Source organism: Rhodococcus sp. NPDC058532 (assembly GCF_042719255.1).
In the GTDB taxonomy this organism is placed as follows: Bacteria; Actinomycetota; Actinomycetes; order Mycobacteriales; family Mycobacteriaceae; genus Rhodococcus_G.
On the sequence record NZ_JBHXNU010000011.1, the window covers coordinates 1 to 16,141 of the forward strand.

Sequence of the window (16,141 nt, forward strand, 5' to 3'; positions counted from 1 at the left end):
TCCGCGACGGGCGGGTCCGACGTTGGCGCGCGGCCCGCTGATCAGTACCGGAAGGTGACCGGCGCGGCCTGCTGCCCGGAGTAGGGGAGCAGAATGCTCGGCGACAACGGGGCCTCGAACCGGGCCGGGACGTCGGTGAACTGGCCACCTCCCGGATGTGCGGGGGCATCCAGTCGGGCGAACCGGATCCGGTGCATGGCGTCGGTGCCGACCATGTTGCCGTCGGAGGTCTCCGCGGACAGGAAGGCGCCGCGGTCGGTGAACTCGATCCACGGGTTCGCGAGCGCGATCTCGGCGAGGTGGAACCGGGTGAACGAGACCACGGTGCCGCGGTAGCGGACGGTGCCGAGGCCGGTCGCCGGGTCGACGTCGGCGCCATCGAGTTCGAACGTGAGCCTGCCGTCGCCGCGGACGGACGCGCCGTCGCTGCCGACGACGGACCCCTGCGTCGTCGACTTGACCAGGTCGGTGTAGCCGGGCGCAACGCCCCACTGCAGGTCCTGGGCAGGCGGTACCGGGGTGTTGGGGCCGGGGGCCGGGTCGAAGGTGACCGGGACGGACAGCTCTTCCGCGGCGTTGACCGCGTCCGCGGCCGCATAGGTGTAGACGCCGTAGGAGGCGTCCGGCGCGGTCTTCGCCGGCTTCGTCACGGTCAGCGTCGCGGTGAACGAGCCGTCGTCGGCGAGCGGCACCCACTGCTGCCGGATGGTGCGACGGAAGTCGAACGGGACGTCGGGCACCCGGTTCAGGGCGGACTCCGACATCACCCACGCGGTGGCCGACCGCTGCTGCCCGACCCGGGCCTCCGCGGGGGCGTCCTCGGACGGGCGCCAGTGCGGGGCGAATGCGCCGAAGGTGACGAAGGTGCCGTGCGGGACGCCGGGCGGGACCGGGACCGGCAGCCCGTCCGTGTTGGCGTTCGGGTCGAATCCGGTGCCGCGCACCACGATCCGGTCGCCCTCGTGGACGGCGGTGTCGCCGAGCGGGGTGACGCCGTCGGCGGCGAGCACCTCGATGTGCGCGGTCCCCGGTGCGGCGGGCGCGGCGACCGCGAGGCTCGCGCCTGCGGAGGCGACCAGCGCCGCACCGAGCGCGGCGAACAGCAGTCGCCTAGTTGACATAGCCATTGAGGGAAACCTCCAGATCGTCGAGGATGCCGTTTGCGGCGATCACGCCGATGCCGGTCATCCAGATTTCGTCGTCGACGTTGAACACGCGCTTGTCCGTCACCGCGCCGAGCCGCTGCCACAGGTCGCCGTTCATGACGTCGACACCCTGGCCGCGGGCCTCGTCGCCGTAGAAGCTGACGTAGATGATGTCGCCGTCGGCCTTCGGCAGTTCCTCTTCGCTGAGTTCGGCGAACCGGCGATCCTGCGCGCCCTCGAGCCGTTGGAACGGGGGCCGCTGCACGCCCGCGTCGGCGAGGACCTGACCGGAGAAGCTGTCCGGGCCGTAGACGCGGATGATGCCCGGCATGAACCGCACGACCGACGCCTGGGTCTCGGACGAGTTCAACGACTTTCCGGTCTCGGTGGCGGTGGTCTCGTACTCGTCGAGCACCTGCCGGGCACTGGCTCCGCGGCCGAGGGCGGTGCCGTCGAGGACCAGGTTGTCCTTCCACGTCAGGCCAACCCGCTCGGTGAACGTGGTCGGTGCGATGGCGGAGAGCCGCTCGTAGTCGTCCGGGGTGCGGAACTTCGAGCCGAGGATCAGGTCCGGCTGCAGCGCCGCGATCTTCTCGAAGTTGGGCTCCTGAACGGTGCCGACCGGTTCGACCGCCGCGATGGTCGCGCCGAGATACTCGGGCTGCGCGCCGACCGCGCCGGCGACGGCTGCACCGACGAGGCGGTCCTGCAGTCCGAGCGCGCACACGGTGTCGAGCTTGTCGGTGTCGAGGACAACGATGCGCTGCGGGTCCGCAGGAATCTCGGACTCGCCAGCGGCGTGCGCGACCTTGCGAACCGCGCCGGTGACGCCTGCGGGGTCGACGGGGGCGGTGGGGCCGCAGACGTTCTCGGTGTCGCGGGCGTTGCCGAGGACGCCCGCGCCCGCGACGTTGGTGGTGCTCCGCACGATGCTGCTGGCGGCGTCGTCGGTGCCGGAGCCGCCGCACGCGGTCAGGGCCAGGGCGGTCGCGGCCAGCGCGGCGATCGGTGCCGCGCGGCGGGCAAGGGTGGGCTTGCGCATGGGGCTTGTGTCCTCTCGGTGGGGCTGGTTGAGACTATCCGCGCTGGGTATCGACGCCGAACGCCCGGGCAAGGTCGTCGAGGATGCCCTCGGCGCCCTGCACGCTGACCGCGGCCATCCACACCACGTCGTTGACGTCGACCTTCCGCCCGGTCAACCCGGCCCACAGTGGGTTGGTCAGGAACGGCTGGGCGTGTTCGGTGACGGCGGTGCTGCCGTCCGGCGGCTGGTAGGTGCTGACCGCGATCAGGTCCGCCTCCGCCTCGGTGATCAGCTCGGGGCTGATGTCGTTGGCGATGCTGGACGGCTTCGCCGGGTCGGGGTCGGCGCTCGCGGGTCGGGCGATGCCCGCGTCGGCGAGGACGATGCCGCTGAACGAGGTGGTCCGGTAGATGCGGGCCGTCGGTTCGCCAGCAAACCGGACGACCGACACCGTCGGATTGTTCGCGGCGGCGTTGATGGCGGCCCCGACGTCGGCGGCGTGCCGCTCGTACGCACCGATCTTCTGTTCGGCGAGGTCCTCCTTGCCCAGCGCGGTCCCGAGCAGACGGATGTTGTCCTTCCAGGTCGGTCCCGTGGTCTCGGACATGACGGTCGGGGCGATCTTGGACAGCTGGTTGTAGATCTCGCCGTGCCGGACCTTCGCGGACACGATGAGGTCGGGTTGCAGTTCGGCGATCTTCTCGAGGCTCGGCGTGGTGAGCGGCCCGACCGGAACGGCGTCGGCCGCGTAGGTGGCGCGGGCGTCGCCGAGGTAGTCGGGCAGGCCGTCGGTCCGGTAGGTGACGTAGCCGACGAGGTCGGTCTCGAGGAGCAGCACCGCATCGGAGTAGCTGGTGTCGAGGGCGACGATCCGCTGCGGTGCTGCCGGGATCTCGGTGGATCCGAGCGCGTGGTCGACGGTGCGGGGGAACGCTCCGGCGCCGGCGGCGGGCGCGGCGGACTCGGTCCCGTCGGTGGACGAGCAGCCGGTGACGACGAGGACGGTGGCGGCCGCGGCGCCGAGCAGCGCGAGCAGTGGCCTTCTGCGCACCTTCACGGGAACTCCCATCAGTTAGGTAAGGAGAACCTTAGCAACCGGTGCTTCGGGTGGATTCGGGTGACCGCGGCCGGGCTCGTCGCCCCTGGTCAGCCGCGGGCGCGGGCAGGCGGCCGACACGAAGTACGACAGTGGGTAGGACCGGGTCCGCGGATCGTGGGGGGACGGTCTACGATTCCTCAGAGCGCAAGCCATGAGGATGGTCGTCTCGCTGCCCGAGGCGAACGTCCTGAGCGAGCCTGCCGAGCGACCAAGGGCACATTCAGGAGGATCAGTGACTGCCGTAGCGCCCCAGCCAGTCCCCGAGCTAACGGCCAAACGGCCGTTCCCGGCGAGGCTTGGACCTAAGGGTTCCTACATCTACAAGATGATCACCACGACCGATCCCAAGGTCCTCGGGATCATGTACATGGTGACGTCGTTCGCGTTCTTCCTGATCGGCGGCCTGATGGCACTGCTGATGCGGTCGGAGCTCGCGATCCCGGGCATGCAGTTCCTGTCGAACGAGCAGTTCAACCAGCTGTTCACGATGCACGGCACGATCATGCTGCTGATGTACGCGACGCCGATCGTGTTCGGTTTCGCGAACTACATCCTGCCGCTGCAGATCGGCGCCCCCGACGTCGCGTTCCCGCGCCTGAACGCCTTCAGCTACTGGCTGTACCTGTTCGGCTCCACCGTCGCGACCGCCGGCTTCATCACCCCCGGTGGCGCCGCCGACTTCGGCTGGACCGCGTACAGCCCGCTGACCGACGCGGTGCACTCGCCCGGTGTCGGCGCGGACCTGTGGATCCTGGGTCTGGCCGTCAGCGGCCTCGGCACCATCCTCGGCGGCGTCAACATGATCACCACCGTGGTCTGCCTGCGTGCCCCCGGCATGACGATGTTCCGGATGCCGATCTTCACCTGGAACATCCTGGTGACCAGCGTCCTGATCCTGCTCGCCTTCCCGCTGCTGACCGCGGCGCTGCTCGGCCTGTTCGTCGACCGTCACTTCGGCGCGCACATCTTCGACCCCGCCAATGGCGGCGTCCTGCTGTGGCAGCACCTGTTCTGGTTCTTCGGTCACCCCGAGGTGTACATCATCGCGCTGCCGTTCTTCGGCATCGTGTCGGAGATCTTCCCGGTCTTCTCGCGCAAGCCGATCTTCGGCTACAGCGGCCTGGTCTACGCCACCCTGGGCATCGCCGCGCTGTCCGTCGCGGTGTGGGCGCACCACATGTACGCCACCGGCGCCATCCTGCTGCCGTTCTTCTCGTTCATGACGTTCCTGATCGCGGTTCCGACCGGCGTGAAGTTCTTCAACTGGATCGGCACGATGTGGAAGGGGCAGTTGACGTTCGAATCGCCGATGCTGTTCTCCGTCGGCTTCATCGTCACCTTCCTGTTCGGCGGCCTCTCGGGCGTCCTGCTCGCCAGCCCGCCGCTCGACTTCCACGTCACCGACTCGTACTTCGTGGTCGCGCACTTCCACTACGTGCTGTTCGGCACCATCGTGTTCGCCACCTACGCGGGCATCTACTTCTGGTTCCCGAAGATGACCGGCCGGATGATGGACGAGCGCCTCGCGAAGTGGCACTTCTGGCTGACCTTCCTCGGCTTCCACGCCACCTTCCTGGTGCAGCACTGGCTCGGCAACGAGGGCATGCCGCGTCGCTACGCGGACTACCTGCCGTCGGACGGCTTCACGACGCTGAACACGATCTCCACGATCGGCGCGTTCGTGCTCGGCGCCTCGACGCTGCCGTTCATCTGGAACGTGTTCAAGAGCTACCGGTACGGCGAGGTCGTCACGGTCGACGACCCGTGGGGCTACGGCAACTCCCTCGAATGGGCGACGAGCTGCCCGCCGCCGCGGCACAACTTCACCGAGCTGCCCCGGATCCGGTCGGAGCGGCCCGCGTTCGAGTTGCACTACCCGCACATGGTCGAGCGGATGCGCGCCGAGGCGCACGTCGGTCCCGGCCACAAGCAGCACGACGCCCCCGTCCTGGAGGACGCGCGCTAGGCGTGGCACGCAGCTGACCACGAGGCCCCGCCCGAGTTTCGGGCGGGGCCTTCTGGTCGTGAAAGCACGGTTGGCACAATGATGGGCGAGACCCGTGGCGGCGACCACGGGATGGAGGGAGTTTCTCGGTGGGTGCGGATGCCTCGATGAAGTCGGGGACCACGGTCCTGATCACGGTGACCGGTCGGGACCGGCCCGGTGTCACCTCGGTGCTGCTTGCCGCGTTGTCGCGGCACCACGTCAGCCTGCTCGACGTCGAGCAGGTCGTGATCCGCGGTCGACTGACGCTCGGCGTGCTCGTGGAGTGCCCGGCGGACCCGGAGGCGCTGCAGGAGGCGCTCGAGGACGCGATGGCAACCGTCGGCATGACCGTCGACGTCGAGATCGGCGCGGGCGCTGCGGAGCGGCCCGCTCCGTCCACGCACGCCGTCGTCGTGCTCGGCAGCCCCGTCACCGCGCGCTCGTTCAGTCACATCGCGCGGGAGTTGGCGAAGCAGGGGGCCAACATCGACTCCATTCGGGGGGTCGCGGACTACCCGGTCACCGGGCTCGAGCTGATGGTGACCGCCGCCGACGGAGGCGACGACGCGGACGCACGGCTGCGCACCGGACTGTCCGAGCTCGCGATGGTCGAGGCGGTCGACATTGCCGTCGAGCGGGCCGGCCTGGCCCGGCGGGCGAAGCGGCTGATCGTGTTCGACGTGGACTCCACCCTCGTGCAGGGCGAGGTCATCGAGATGCTCGCCGCCCACGCGGGCGTGGAGGACAAGGTCCGTGAGGTCACCGAGTCGGCGATGCGCGGCGAGATCGACTTCACCGAGTCCCTGCATCAGCGGGTCGCGACCCTCGCGGGACTGCCCGCGACGGTGATCGACGAGGTGGCCGCGTCGATTGAACTGACCGCAGGCGCCCGCACCACCATCCGGACGCTGCGCAGGCTCGGTTTCAAGTGCGGCGTCGTCTCCGGCGGCTTCGTCCAGGTGATCGAGGGCCTCGCCGAGGAACTGGAACTGGACTTCGTCCGCGCGAACACCCTCGAGATCGTTGACGGGGTGCTCACCGGCCGGGTGGTCGGCGAGGTCGTCGACCGGGCCGCGAAGGCCCGCGCGCTGCGCGAGTTCGCCGACTCGGCCGGGGTGGCGCTCGAGCAGACCGTCGCGGTCGGTGACGGCGCCAACGACATCGACATGCTCAACACCGCAGGCCTGGGGGTTGCGTTCAACGCCAAGCCCGCATTGAAGGAGGTCGCGGACACCGCGCTCTCGCACCCGTTCCTCGATGCCGTGCTCTTCGTCCTCGGTATCACCCGTCACGAGGTCGAGGCCGCCGACGCCGTCGATGGGCTGGTGCGCCGGGTCCCGCTGTGACGGCGGTGCCGGACGCCGGGTTCGCGGCCCGGCACGCGGTCCTCGCCGCCGGATACGGTGACCGGCCGGACCCGGACGATCCGGGGCGGGTGCTGGCGATGCCGCTGGTGCTGCACATCCCGAAACCCGATCCCCCCGAACGCAGTGCGCTGTTGGCGGCGGCGGCCGTGGCGACGATCGCGGTGTGTCTCGATGAGCGGGTCGGGGTCGGCTGTGACGGGGAACCGGGACCGTGGCACGCCGCGTACCGCGCCTGGACCGACGCCCGGATCCGGAAGGTCGCGCGCCGGGCGCGCGGCGCGCACTGGCGGGCCGCGCAGGAGGTGGACGGGGTCACCGTCGACGTGCGCGGCGCGCAGGCCCGGGCGTTCGTGCCCACCGAGGTCGGCGCGCTCGACCCGCGGCTGCGCAAGCTGCAGATCGGCGGCACCGACCTCGAACCCGACGACCCGGGCGAGCCTGCGGCCGACGCCCCGGTGCTGTGGCTGAACGCCCGACTCGGCATGACCGTCGGCAAGGCGGCGGCGCAGGTCGGGCACGCCGCGATGATCCTGGCGGGCGCGATGACCGTCGACCGGGCGGCCATGTGGGCGGCGGACGGCTACCGGTGCTCGGTCCGCGACGCCGACCCGGAGCTCTGGTCGACCCTGGTTCGCGCGGAGTCGGATGGCCGCGCGATTGCGGTGCGGGACGCCGGGTTCACCGAGGTCGCGCCGGGATCGATGACGGTGATCGCGGTCCCGGCTCGGGGGTGAGCGGGACGCGCTCCGGCCGTCCCGCGAGTTGGGCGCCTTCGTGGCGCTGAGCGTCGGAATCACCGGAACACGACCAACTCGCGGCGCCCGGCGTGTGGCCGGACCTCGAGTCGTCGGTGCCCCCGCGATGCCCGTTCGGGTGCCTCGGGTGCGGAGGTCCGACACGCGCCCGGACCCGGTGCACGGCCTCGACGTTCGTGCGGGAAGATGGCAGCCGTGTCCGAACCTGATCCCGATCTGCTCATCGACTTCGACGACGTCCTCATCCGCCGCGGTGGGGTGACTCTGGTGGGTCCGGTGACCTGGAAGGTGGAGCTCGACGAGCGGTGGGTCGTGCTCGGACCGAACGGGGCAGGGAAGACGTCGCTGCTGCGCATCGCCGCTGGGGAGGTGTACCCGACCTCGGGGCACGCGAACCTGCTCGGCGAGACCCTCGGCCGGGTCGACGTGAACGAGCTGAAGCCGCGGATCGGGTTGTCGTCCTCCGCGTTGGCGAACCGGGTTCCCGCGGACGAGCTGGTCAAGGACCTCGTCGTGTCCGCAGGCTATGCGGTGCTGGGCCGCTGGCGGGAGCGGTACGAGGAGATGGACACCGACCGCGCGGTGGAGATCCTCGAGAGCATCGGCGCCGAGCACCTCGCCGACCGCACCTACGGCACCCTGTCCGAGGGGGAGCGCAAGCGGGTGTTGATCGCCCGGGCCCTGATGACCGACCCGGAGCTGCTGCTGCTCGACGAGCCCGCCGCGGGCCTCGATCTCGGTGGTCGCGAAGAGCTCGTCGCCCGGCTCGGGGACCTGGCCGCCGACCCCGACGCGCCGGCGACGGTGCTGATCACCCACCACGTCGAGGAGATTCCGCCCGGGTTCACCCACGCGCTGCTGCTGAAGGAGGGGGAGGTTGTCGCGCAGGGGCTGATCGACGACGTCATCACGGCGGAGAACCTGACCGCGGCGTTCAGCCAGTCGATCGCCCTCGACCGCGTCGACGGGCGCTTCTTCGCGCGCCGCAGCAGGCTGCCCGGCCAGCATCGCCGCTGACCCACCCCCGCTCCGCCCGGAGCGGGTGTGGGGGGTGCCGGTCGGCGGCGGTTCGCGCGGCGTAAGTTGCGTCACATGGCTTCGAATGAACTGCACGCCGACGTCCCGGTGAAGGACGCGTCCACCGTCATCCTCGTCCGGGACGGCGCGTCCGGGCCGGAGGTGTTCCTGCTCCGCCGGGTCGGCGGGATGGCGTTCGCCGGGGGGATGACGGTGTTCCCCGGCGGCGGCGTCGACCCGCAGGACGCGACCGCGGAGGTCGCGTGGGCGGGCCCGCCGGTGTCGTGGTGGGCGGAACGGTTCGGCGTCGACGAGGCGCGGGCGAAGGCGTTGGTGTGCGCGGCGGTGCGGGAGACGTTCGAGGAGTGCGGGGTGCTGCTCGCTGGCCCGACCGCGGAGACGGTCGTCTCCGACACGTCCGGCTACGCGCAGGCCCGCAATCAGCTCGAGTCGCGGGAACTCTCGTTCAGCGAGTTCCTCGCCGGTGAGGGTTTGGTGCTGCGCGCGGATCTGCTTCGGCCGTGGGCGAACTGGATCACCCCGGTCGGAGAGCACCGGCGGTACGACACCCGCTTCTTCGTCGCCGCGGCGCCCGCGGGGCAGAACGCGGACGGGGAGACCTCGGAGGCCGCGGCCGTCGCCTGGCAGACGCCGGAGGAGGCGATCACCGACTGGCGGGAGGGCCGCACCATGCTGCTGCCGCCGACGTGGACGCAGCTGCGGTCGATCGCGTCCTTCGGGTCGGTGGCCGAGGTGCTCGCCGCCGAGCCGGAGATCCCGCAGATCCTGCCGACGCTGTACCGCGAGGACGGCGGGTTGCGGGTGCGGTTCCCGGGGCAGGAGCCGTACTACGCAGCAGGGATCCATCCCTGGAGCACCCGGTAGCGCCGCCGGATCCGGGTTCGCGCGCTAGCGGTAGCCTTCGAGCATGGCTGAGTTCGTAACCCTCGAAGTTTCCGACGGCATCGGCACCATCCGACTGGCCCGTCCCCCGATGAACGCGCTGAATCGTCAGTTGCAGGAGGAGTTGCGGGCCGCGGCCCGCGAGGCCACCGTCAACGACGACGTTGCCGCGGTGATCGTGTACGGCGGCGAGAAGGTGTTCGCCGCCGGTGCGGACATCAAGGAGATGGCGGAGATGTCGTACGCCGACATGGCGCCGATCGCGGGTGAGCTGCAGTCCGCGCTCGGCGTGATCTCGGAGATCCCGAAGCCGACGGTCGCGGCGATCACCGGCTACGCGCTCGGTGGCGGACTGGAGATCGCGCTCGGCGCCGACCGCCGCATCGCCGGTGACAACGCGAAGCTGGGGGTTCCCGAGGTGCTGCTCGGCGTCATCCCCGGTGGCGGCGGCACCCAGCGGCTGGCCCGGCTGATCGGGCCTGCGAAGGCGAAGGACATGGTGTTCACGGGTCGCTTCGTCGCTGCCGAGGAGGCCCTCGCGATCGGGTTGATCGACGAGATGGTCGCGCCCGACGAGGTGTACAACGCGGCACGCGCGTGGGCGTCGAAGTTCGTCGGCGGTGCCGCCCGTGCGCTCGCCGCGGCGAAGGCGTCCATCGACCAGGGCCTCGACACCGACCTGAACACCGGACTGAAGATCGAGGCCGCGCAGTTCGCTGGCCTGTTCGCGACCGAGGATCGGTCCATCGGCATGGCGTCGTTCATCGAGAACGGGCCGGGTAAGGCGAAGTTCGTCGGCAAGTAGCACCGTCGTCCCGGGGGTCGCGCTGCCGCGGCTCCCGGGACGATCATTCTCTGAAACTAGAACTTGTTCATCCCTTACCACCGGGTAGGCTCACCACCATGACTGCAAGCTCGAACGACGACGTCGTCGATCCCGCTCCGAACCCGCACGCCACCGCCGAACAGGTCGAGGCCGCGCTCAAGGACACCAAGCTCGCCCAGGTTCTGTACCACGACTGGGAAGCGGAGACCTACGACGACAAGTGGTCGATCTCGTACGACGAGCGCTGCATCGACTACGCCAAGGGGCGGTTCGACGCCGTCGCTGGCGACCTGCCGCTGCCGTACGGGCGGGCGCTTGAACTGGGCTGTGGCACCGGCTTCTTCCTGCTCAACCTGATGCAGGGCGGCGTCGCGAAGACCGGGTCGGTGACCGACCTGTCTCCGGGCATGGTCAAGGTCGCGCTGCGCAACGCCGAGAACCTCGGACTCGAGGTCGACGGCCGCGTCGCCGACGCAGAGCGGATTCCTTACGACGACAACACCTTTGACCTCGTCGTCGGGCACGCGGTGCTGCATCACATCCCGGACGTCGAGCAGTCCCTGCGTGAGGTGCTCCGGGTGCTCAAGCCGGGCGGCCGGTTCGTCTTCGCGGGCGAGCCGTCCACGGTCGGCAACTTCTACGCCCGCTGGCTGGGACGCCTCACCTGGGAGGCCACCACCACCATCACCAAGCTGCCGTTCCTGGCCGACTGGCGTCGTCCGCAGGAAGAGCTCGACGAGTCCTCCCGCGCCGCGGCACTCGAGGCGGTCGTCGACATCCACACGTTCGACCCGACCGACCTGGAGAACATGGCGAAGTCCGCTGGCGGTGTCGAGGTTCGTGCCATCACCGAGGAGTTCGCCGCGGCGCTGCTCGGTTGGCCGGTCCGCACCTTCGAGGCGGCCGTCCCGCAGGAGAAGCTCGGCTGGGGCTGGGCGCGCTTCGCGTTCGGCGGGTTCAAGACGCTGAGCTGGGTGGACGAGAAGGTCCTTAAGCACGTCGTCCCGCGTAACTTCTTCTACAACGTGATGATCACCGGCGTGAAGCCGGTCCAGAAGGAGTCCTGACCTCCCGGTGGGATACGACTTCACCGCCGAGGACGTCCGGTACCTGAGCGGCGCCGCAGCCGACCTCGCCGAGGTGGATCGTCTCGACCTGACCGCGCGTACGCACCTGGCCGACATCGGCCGGGTGCGTACGCGTTTCGGTGATCGGGCCGGAGCGCTCGTCGAGACGGTACTGCTGCGGCGGCGCGCCGCGGGCAAGCTCGTCGGCGACGGCTGGCTGCTCACCGACGAGGCGCTGCAACAGGCCACCCCGACACTGGTCGCGCGCAGGCGGGCGGAACGGCTCGCCGGCCGCGACGTCCACGACGTGACCTGCTCGATCGGTGCCGAACTGGCCGCGCTCGTCGGCGTCGCCGGCGCCGTCCTCGGCAGCGACCTCGACCCGGTGCGGTTGGCGATGGCGGCGCGGAACGTGCCCGGCGCCACCGTGATCCGGGCGGACGCGCTGCGGCCGTGCAGCCGTGGCACCGTCGTCCTCGCCGACCCGGCCCGCCGGTCCGGGGGCAGGCGCAGGCACGACCCGGCGGCGCTGATGCCGCCGTTGCCGGACCTGTTGGACGCCTACGCGGGCCGCGACCTCGCCGTCAAATGCGCGCCCGGCCTCGACTACGACGAGCTCGGCTGGGACGGGGAGGTGGAGATCGTCTCGCTGTCCGGCGGGGTGCGTGAGGCGTGCCTGTGGTCGCCCGGGCTCGCCGGTGACGGGGTGCGGCGCCGAGCGACGGTCCTGGACGCCGACGGGAGCGGCTGGGAGATCACCGACGCCGAACCCGACGACATCCCGGAACGCGAGCCGGGGGAGTGGATCGTCGACCCCGACGGCGCCGTGGTCCGGGCCGGGCTGGTGCGGCACTACGCGGCCCGGCACGGGCTCTGGCAGCTCGACCCCCGGATCGCCTACCTCACCGGCGATGCGGTGCCCGCAGGCGTGCGCGGCTTCCGAGTCCTGGAGCGGCTCAAGTACTCCGAGAAGGCGCTGCGGCAGGAACTGGCCCGGCATGACTGCGGGGTCGTCGAGATCCTGGTCCGCGGCGTCGACGTCGACCCTGCGACGCTGCGGCCGCGCCTCAAACTGCGCGGCGGCGTGTCGCTGAGCGTGGTGCTGACCCGGATCGGCCGAACCCCGACCGCGTTCGTCTGCGAGCCCGGCACCCGCGTCTGACCCTGCCCGCCCGTTCGGCTGAAGGCGCCGTTTGCCCCGTCGGGTGCCGCGCGGGTGCCCTTCATCAGGTGACGGTGACGGTGGCGGGTCAGGCGGCGCGGGTGGTGCGCGTGCGGGGCAGGGCCGCGCGGTAGCGGTCCAGCACGACCTCGACGAGCAGAGGATGATCCCCGATCACGTCCGCGCGCAACGCATCCGGTGCGACCGCATCGGCTGCGGCGTCGATGCGGTCGGTGAGCAGTCCGGGCGCCAGGAACCAGGGCGCCACGACGATCCGCCGCGCACCGGCCGCACACAGTCGGGTGACGGCCTGCGGCAGAGTCGGTTCGGTGGTCGCGAAGCACACCTCGACACCGGACCACGCGGTCCCGGACAGCAGCCTCGGCGCGATCGCCGAGGTCCGGGCGTTCGCCTCGCCGCGGGACGACCCGACCGCGGCCAGCACCACCCCGACGGACGGATCGTCCGCGGCGGCACCGGCCGTGACGGCGCGGTCGCGCACCGCGGCGATCAGGCGCTCGTCGTCGCCGAGGACATCCGCTTGCACCAGGTCCAGCCCGGGATGCCGCACCCGTTCCGCGGCAAGCAGGCCGGGCAGATCCACCCGTGCGTGGAAGGCGCTGCCCAGCAGCAGCGGCACCACGACGGCCGCCGCATGCCCCTCGGATGCAACGGCGTCGACGACCTGCTCCACCGACGGGGCGGACAGATCGAGGAAGCAGAGCCGGACGTCGAGATCCGGCCGCGCGCCCCGGACCGCCGCCGCGGCAGCCGCCATCGCCCGCGCGGAACGCGGGTCGCGGCTGCCGTGCGCGACGAGGACCAGGGGCGTGCTCATCGACCTAGACCCGCTCGCCGAGTTCGATCGCCGCGATCGCGTCGCCGACCAGGCCCGCCGCCAGGGTGTTGCCGCCCGCGGGATCGATCAGCAGGAAGCTGCCGGTGTGCCGGTTGACGCGGTAGTCGTCCGCGACGATCGGCTCCGCGACCCGCACCGAGATCTTGCCGATCTCGTTGAGCGCCAGCGACGCCGGGCTCGGCTCGGTGGTCAGCTCCTGCTCATCGAACCGCTCCACGATCGCGCCGACGATGGCCTGCGTGGTGCGGGTGCCGTGCTTGAGCAGCAGCCGGGCGCCGGGGTGCAGCGGCTTCTCGGCCAGCCAGCACACGGTCGCCTCGAACTCGCCGAGCGGCTCCGGCGCGTCCCCCACCGACGCGATGGTGTCACCGCGGGAGATGTCGACGTCGTCCTCGAGCACGAGCGTCACGCTGCGACCGGCATGCGCGACGTCCAACTCGCCGTCCGCGGTGTCGACCCGGGTGACGGTGGTGCGGATGCCGGACGGCAGCACGACGACCTCGTCACCCGGCCGGACCTCGCCGGCGGCGACCTGACCGGCGTAGCCGCGGTAGTCGGGGAAGTCGGCGGTGCGGGGCCGGATCACGTACTGCACCGGGAAGCGCAGCCCCACCCGGTGCGGCTCCGAGTCGACCGGCACCGACTCCAGGTGCTCGATCAGCGTCGGGCCGTCGTAGTAGGGCGTGTTCTCCGACCGCACCGCGACGTTGTCGCCGTGCAGCGCGGACACCGGGATCTCCACGACGTCCTCGGCGGCCCAGCCCAGCGACGAGGTCAGCTCGCCGAACTCGCGGGAGATGTCGGCGAACACGGTCGCCGGATCCTCGACCAGGTCGATCTTGTTCACCGCCAACACCAGTCGCGGCACCCCGAGCAGCGCGAGCACCGCGGCATGCTTGCGGGTCTGCGAGATAACCCCCTTGCGGGCGTCGACCAGCAGCACCACCAGTTGCGCGGTGGACGCCCCGGACACGGTGTTGCGGGTGTACTGGACGTGACCGGGGGTGTCCGCGAGCACGAAGCTGCGCTTCGGTGTCGCGAAGTACCGGTACGCGACGTCGATCGTGATGCCCTGCTCGCGCTCGGCGCGCAGGCCGTCCACCAGCAGCGAGAGGTCCGGGGTGTCGAGCCCCTTGTCGACGGACGCGCGGGTCACGGCGTCGATCTGGTCGGCGAGAACGGATTTCGTGTCGTACAGCAGCCGACCCACCAGGGTGGACTTGCCGTCGTCGACGCTGCCCGCCGTCGCCAGGCGCAGCAGATCACTCATCAGAAGTAGCCCTCTCGCTTGCGGTCTTCCATGGCCGCCTCGGAAACTCGGTCATCACCGCGGGTCGCGCCGCGCTCGGTCAGACGGGACGCCGCGACCTCGGCCAGGATGGCGTCGTTGTCGGCGGCCTCGGACAGCACCGCGCCGGTGGTGGAGCCGTCGCCGACGGTGCGGTAGCGCACCGACAGGGTCTGCACCTGCTCGTCCTCGCGCGGTCCGCCCCACACGCCGGACGTCATCCACATGCCGTCGCGCTGGTACACCTCACGCTCGTGGGCGTAGTAGATGCTTGCCAGTTCGACGTTGTCGCGGGCGATGTACCGCCAGATGTCCAGCTCGGTGAAGTTGCTGAGCGGAAACACCCGCACCTGCTCGCCGGGGTTGTGCTTGCCGTTGTACAGGTTCCACAGCTCGGGGCGCTGCCGCTTGGGATCCCAGCGGCCGAACGCGTCGCGCAGGGAGAAGATCCGCTCCTTGGCTCGGGCCCGCTCCTCGTCGCGGCGGGCGCCGCCGAACACGGCGTCGAACCGGTGCTCGGCGATCGCGTCGAGCAGCGGCACCGTCTGCAGCGGGTTGCGGATGCCGTCGGGCCGCTCGGTGAGTCGGCCGTCGGCGAGGTAGTCCTCGACCTTCGCCACGTGCAGGCGCAGGTTGTACTTCTCGACGACGTGGTCGCGGAACGCCAGCACCTCGGGCAGGTTGTGCCCGGTGTCGACGTGCAACAGCGCGAACGGCACCGGCGCCGGCCAGAACGCCTTGATCGCCAGGTGCAGCAGCACCGTGGAGTCCTTGCCGCCGGAGAACAGGATCACCGGGCGCTCGAATTCGCCTGCCACCTCACGGAAAATGTGGATGGCCTCGCTTTCGAGGGCGGCGAGGGTGTCGAAGTCGTCGCCGCGCAGCAGCGGCCGGATGTCGGTCAGTTCAGCAGTCATGACGCGTGCAACCCGCATTCTGTCTTGGAGTTGCCGGCCCACCGTCCGCTGCGCGGATCGGAGCCGGGAGCTGGCTTGGCGGTGCAGGGCGCGCACCCGATGGACGGATAGCCCTCGTCGACAAGCGGATTGACGAGGATCCCGTGCTTGTCGATGTAGTTCTGCATGTCGTCGTCGGACCAGGCGGCGATCGGGTTGATCTTCACCAGACCGAACGCCTCGTCGAACGAGATCAGCGGCGCGTTGGCCCTGGTGGGGGACTCGACCCGGCGGATGCCGGTCACCCACGCCTGGTATCCGGCGAGGGACCGCTTGAGCGGCACCACCTTCCGGAGCCGGCAGCACTCGTTCGGGTCGCGGGCGAACAGGTCCTTGCCCAGCCGGGCCTCCTGCTCGGCGACCGTCTCCTCGGCGCGGGCGTTGATCGCGTTCACCCCGTACACCGCCTCGACGGCGTCACGGGTCCCGATCGTCTCCGCGAAGTGGAAGCCGGTGTCGAGGAACAGCACGTCGACACCCGGGTGCACCTGCGCCGCAAGGTGCACCAGCACCCCGTCCTGCATGTTCGACGCGACGATGTAGTTGGTGCCGAACGTGTCCTCGGTCCAGCGCAGCAGGTCCGCGGCGGACGCACCGTCGAGACTTGCCGCCCCCTGCGCGGCAAGGTCGCGGAGTTCGGACTCCGTTGCGTTCGCCACGTCCACGGGTGTGGTCATCGGCGTCGA

General features: G+C 70.6%; 15 protein-coding genes. 8 read left to right on the forward strand and 7 right to left on the reverse strand.

Annotated features, from left to right (window positions below):
• Positions 1–41: 41 nt before the first annotated feature.
• From ACFWQG_RS14240 to ACFWQG_RS14250, 3 genes are read right to left on the reverse strand one after another with little or no spacing between them, the layout of a single operon-like run.
• Positions 42–1,121, reverse strand: a complete 1,080-nt coding sequence (locus ACFWQG_RS14240) for an HtaA domain-containing protein (protein WP_378508427.1) — start codon at positions 1,119–1,121, stop codon at positions 42–44.
• Positions 1,111–2,187, reverse strand: coding sequence for an ABC transporter substrate-binding protein (locus ACFWQG_RS14245; protein WP_378508277.1), 1,077 nt, complete (start codon positions 2,185–2,187; stop codon positions 1,111–1,113). Before ACFWQG_RS14245 ends, ACFWQG_RS14240 begins: the two co-directional genes overlap by 11 nt.
• Positions 2,188–2,221: 34 nt before the next feature.
• On the reverse strand, positions 2,222–3,226 hold the full coding sequence (locus ACFWQG_RS14250) for an ABC transporter substrate-binding protein (RefSeq protein ID WP_378508278.1): 1,005 nt from the start codon (positions 3,224–3,226) through the stop codon (positions 2,222–2,224).
• 274 nt (positions 3,227–3,500) lie between these two features.
• On the opposite strand from ACFWQG_RS14250, the gene ctaD reads away from it, so the two are divergent.
• The 8 genes from ctaD (at position 3,501) to ACFWQG_RS14290 (ending at position 12,352) form a co-directional block, all read left to right on the forward strand.
• Positions 3,501–5,234 (forward strand): cytochrome c oxidase subunit I, encoded by a 1,734-nt coding sequence (gene ctaD / locus ACFWQG_RS14255; RefSeq protein ID WP_378508279.1) that lies wholly within the window; start codon positions 3,501–3,503, stop codon positions 5,232–5,234.
• 146 nt (positions 5,235–5,380) lie between these two features.
• Positions 5,381–6,601: a phosphoserine phosphatase SerB gene (gene serB / locus ACFWQG_RS14260; RefSeq protein WP_378508428.1), complete on the forward strand. Its 1,221-nt coding sequence runs from the start codon at positions 5,381–5,383 to the stop codon at positions 6,599–6,601.
• A complete protein-coding gene (locus tag ACFWQG_RS14265; protein ID WP_378508280.1) occupies positions 6,598–7,356 on the forward strand; it encodes an aminoacyl-tRNA hydrolase in 759 nt (252 codons plus the stop codon). Before serB ends, ACFWQG_RS14265 begins: the two co-directional genes overlap by 4 nt.
• Before the next feature lie 207 nt (positions 7,357–7,563).
• A complete protein-coding gene (locus ACFWQG_RS14270; protein ID WP_378508281.1) occupies positions 7,564–8,394 on the forward strand; it encodes an ABC transporter ATP-binding protein in 831 nt (276 codons plus the stop codon).
• A 75-nt stretch (positions 8,395–8,469) separates the two neighbouring features.
• Positions 8,470–9,279, forward strand: a complete 810-nt coding sequence (locus ACFWQG_RS14275) for an NUDIX hydrolase (RefSeq protein ID WP_378508282.1) — start codon at positions 8,470–8,472, stop codon at positions 9,277–9,279.
• Positions 9,280–9,322: 43 nt separating this feature from the next.
• Positions 9,323–10,102, forward strand: a complete 780-nt coding sequence (locus ACFWQG_RS14280; RefSeq protein ID WP_378508283.1) for an enoyl-CoA hydratase/isomerase family protein — start codon at positions 9,323–9,325, stop codon at positions 10,100–10,102.
• Positions 10,103–10,200: 98 nt separating this feature from the next.
• Positions 10,201–11,190 carry a class I SAM-dependent methyltransferase gene (locus ACFWQG_RS14285; RefSeq protein WP_378508284.1) on the forward strand — a complete coding sequence of 330 codons (990 nt, stop codon included), beginning with the start codon at positions 10,201–10,203 and terminating at the stop codon, positions 11,188–11,190.
• A gap of 7 nt (positions 11,191–11,197) precedes the next feature.
• The gene (locus tag ACFWQG_RS14290; RefSeq protein ID WP_378508285.1) at positions 11,198–12,352 is read left to right on the forward strand and encodes a class I SAM-dependent methyltransferase; all 1,155 of its coding nucleotides are present in this window, start codon (positions 11,198–11,200) and stop codon (positions 12,350–12,352) included.
• Between the two features lie 88 nt (positions 12,353–12,440).
• On the opposite strand, the gene ACFWQG_RS14295 is transcribed toward ACFWQG_RS14290, so the two are convergent.
• From ACFWQG_RS14295 to ACFWQG_RS14310, 4 genes are read right to left on the reverse strand one after another with little or no spacing between them, the layout of a single operon-like run.
• The gene (locus ACFWQG_RS14295; RefSeq protein WP_378508286.1) at positions 12,441–13,190 is read right to left on the reverse strand and encodes a sirohydrochlorin chelatase; all 750 of its coding nucleotides are present in this window, start codon (positions 13,188–13,190) and stop codon (positions 12,441–12,443) included.
• Positions 13,191–13,194: 4 nt separating this feature from the next.
• The gene (locus tag ACFWQG_RS14300) at positions 13,195–14,481 is read right to left on the reverse strand and encodes a sulfate adenylyltransferase subunit 1 (protein WP_378508287.1); all 1,287 of its coding nucleotides are present in this window, start codon (positions 14,479–14,481) and stop codon (positions 13,195–13,197) included.
• Positions 14,481–15,416 carry a sulfate adenylyltransferase subunit CysD gene (gene cysD, locus ACFWQG_RS14305; protein ID WP_378508288.1) on the reverse strand — a complete coding sequence of 312 codons (936 nt, stop codon included), beginning with the start codon at positions 15,414–15,416 and terminating at the stop codon, positions 14,481–14,483. Before cysD ends, ACFWQG_RS14300 begins: the two co-directional genes overlap by 1 nt.
• Positions 15,413–16,132, reverse strand: a complete 720-nt coding sequence (locus ACFWQG_RS14310) for a phosphoadenylyl-sulfate reductase (RefSeq protein ID WP_378508429.1) — start codon at positions 16,130–16,132, stop codon at positions 15,413–15,415. Before ACFWQG_RS14310 ends, cysD begins: the two co-directional genes overlap by 4 nt.
• Positions 16,133–16,141: the final 9 nt, after the last annotated feature.

Excerpts from the sequence above, each read along its gene's own strand:
- ACFWQG_RS14240 (WP_378508427.1), bottom strand. The coding sequence starts at position 1,121 with ATGTCAACTAGGCGACTGCTGTTCGCCGCGCTCGGTGCGGCGCTGGTC.
- ACFWQG_RS14245 (WP_378508277.1), bottom strand. The coding sequence starts at position 2,187 with ATGCGCAAGCCCACCCTTGCCCGCCGCGCGGCACCGATCGCCGCGCTG.
- serB (WP_378508428.1), top strand. The coding sequence starts at position 5,381 with ATGAAGTCGGGGACCACGGTCCTGATCACGGTGACCGGTCGGGACCGG.
- ACFWQG_RS14270 (WP_378508281.1), top strand. The coding sequence starts at position 7,564 with ATGGCAGCCGTGTCCGAACCTGATCCCGATCTGCTCATCGACTTCGAC.
- ACFWQG_RS14275 (WP_378508282.1), top strand. The coding sequence starts at position 8,470 with ATGGCTTCGAATGAACTGCACGCCGACGTCCCGGTGAAGGACGCGTCC.
- ACFWQG_RS14280 (WP_378508283.1), top strand. The coding sequence starts at position 9,323 with ATGGCTGAGTTCGTAACCCTCGAAGTTTCCGACGGCATCGGCACCATC.
- ACFWQG_RS14285 (WP_378508284.1), top strand. The coding sequence starts at position 10,201 with ATGACTGCAAGCTCGAACGACGACGTCGTCGATCCCGCTCCGAACCCG.
- ACFWQG_RS14295 (WP_378508286.1), bottom strand. The coding sequence starts at position 13,190 with ATGAGCACGCCCCTGGTCCTCGTCGCGCACGGCAGCCGCGACCCGCGT.
- ACFWQG_RS14300 (WP_378508287.1), bottom strand. The coding sequence starts at position 14,481 with ATGAGTGATCTGCTGCGCCTGGCGACGGCGGGCAGCGTCGACGACGGC.
- cysD (WP_378508288.1), bottom strand. The coding sequence starts at position 15,416 with ATGACTGCTGAACTGACCGACATCCGGCCGCTGCTGCGCGGCGACGAC.
- ACFWQG_RS14310 (WP_378508429.1), bottom strand. The coding sequence starts at position 16,132 with ATGACCACACCCGTGGACGTGGCGAACGCAACGGAGTCCGAACTCCGC.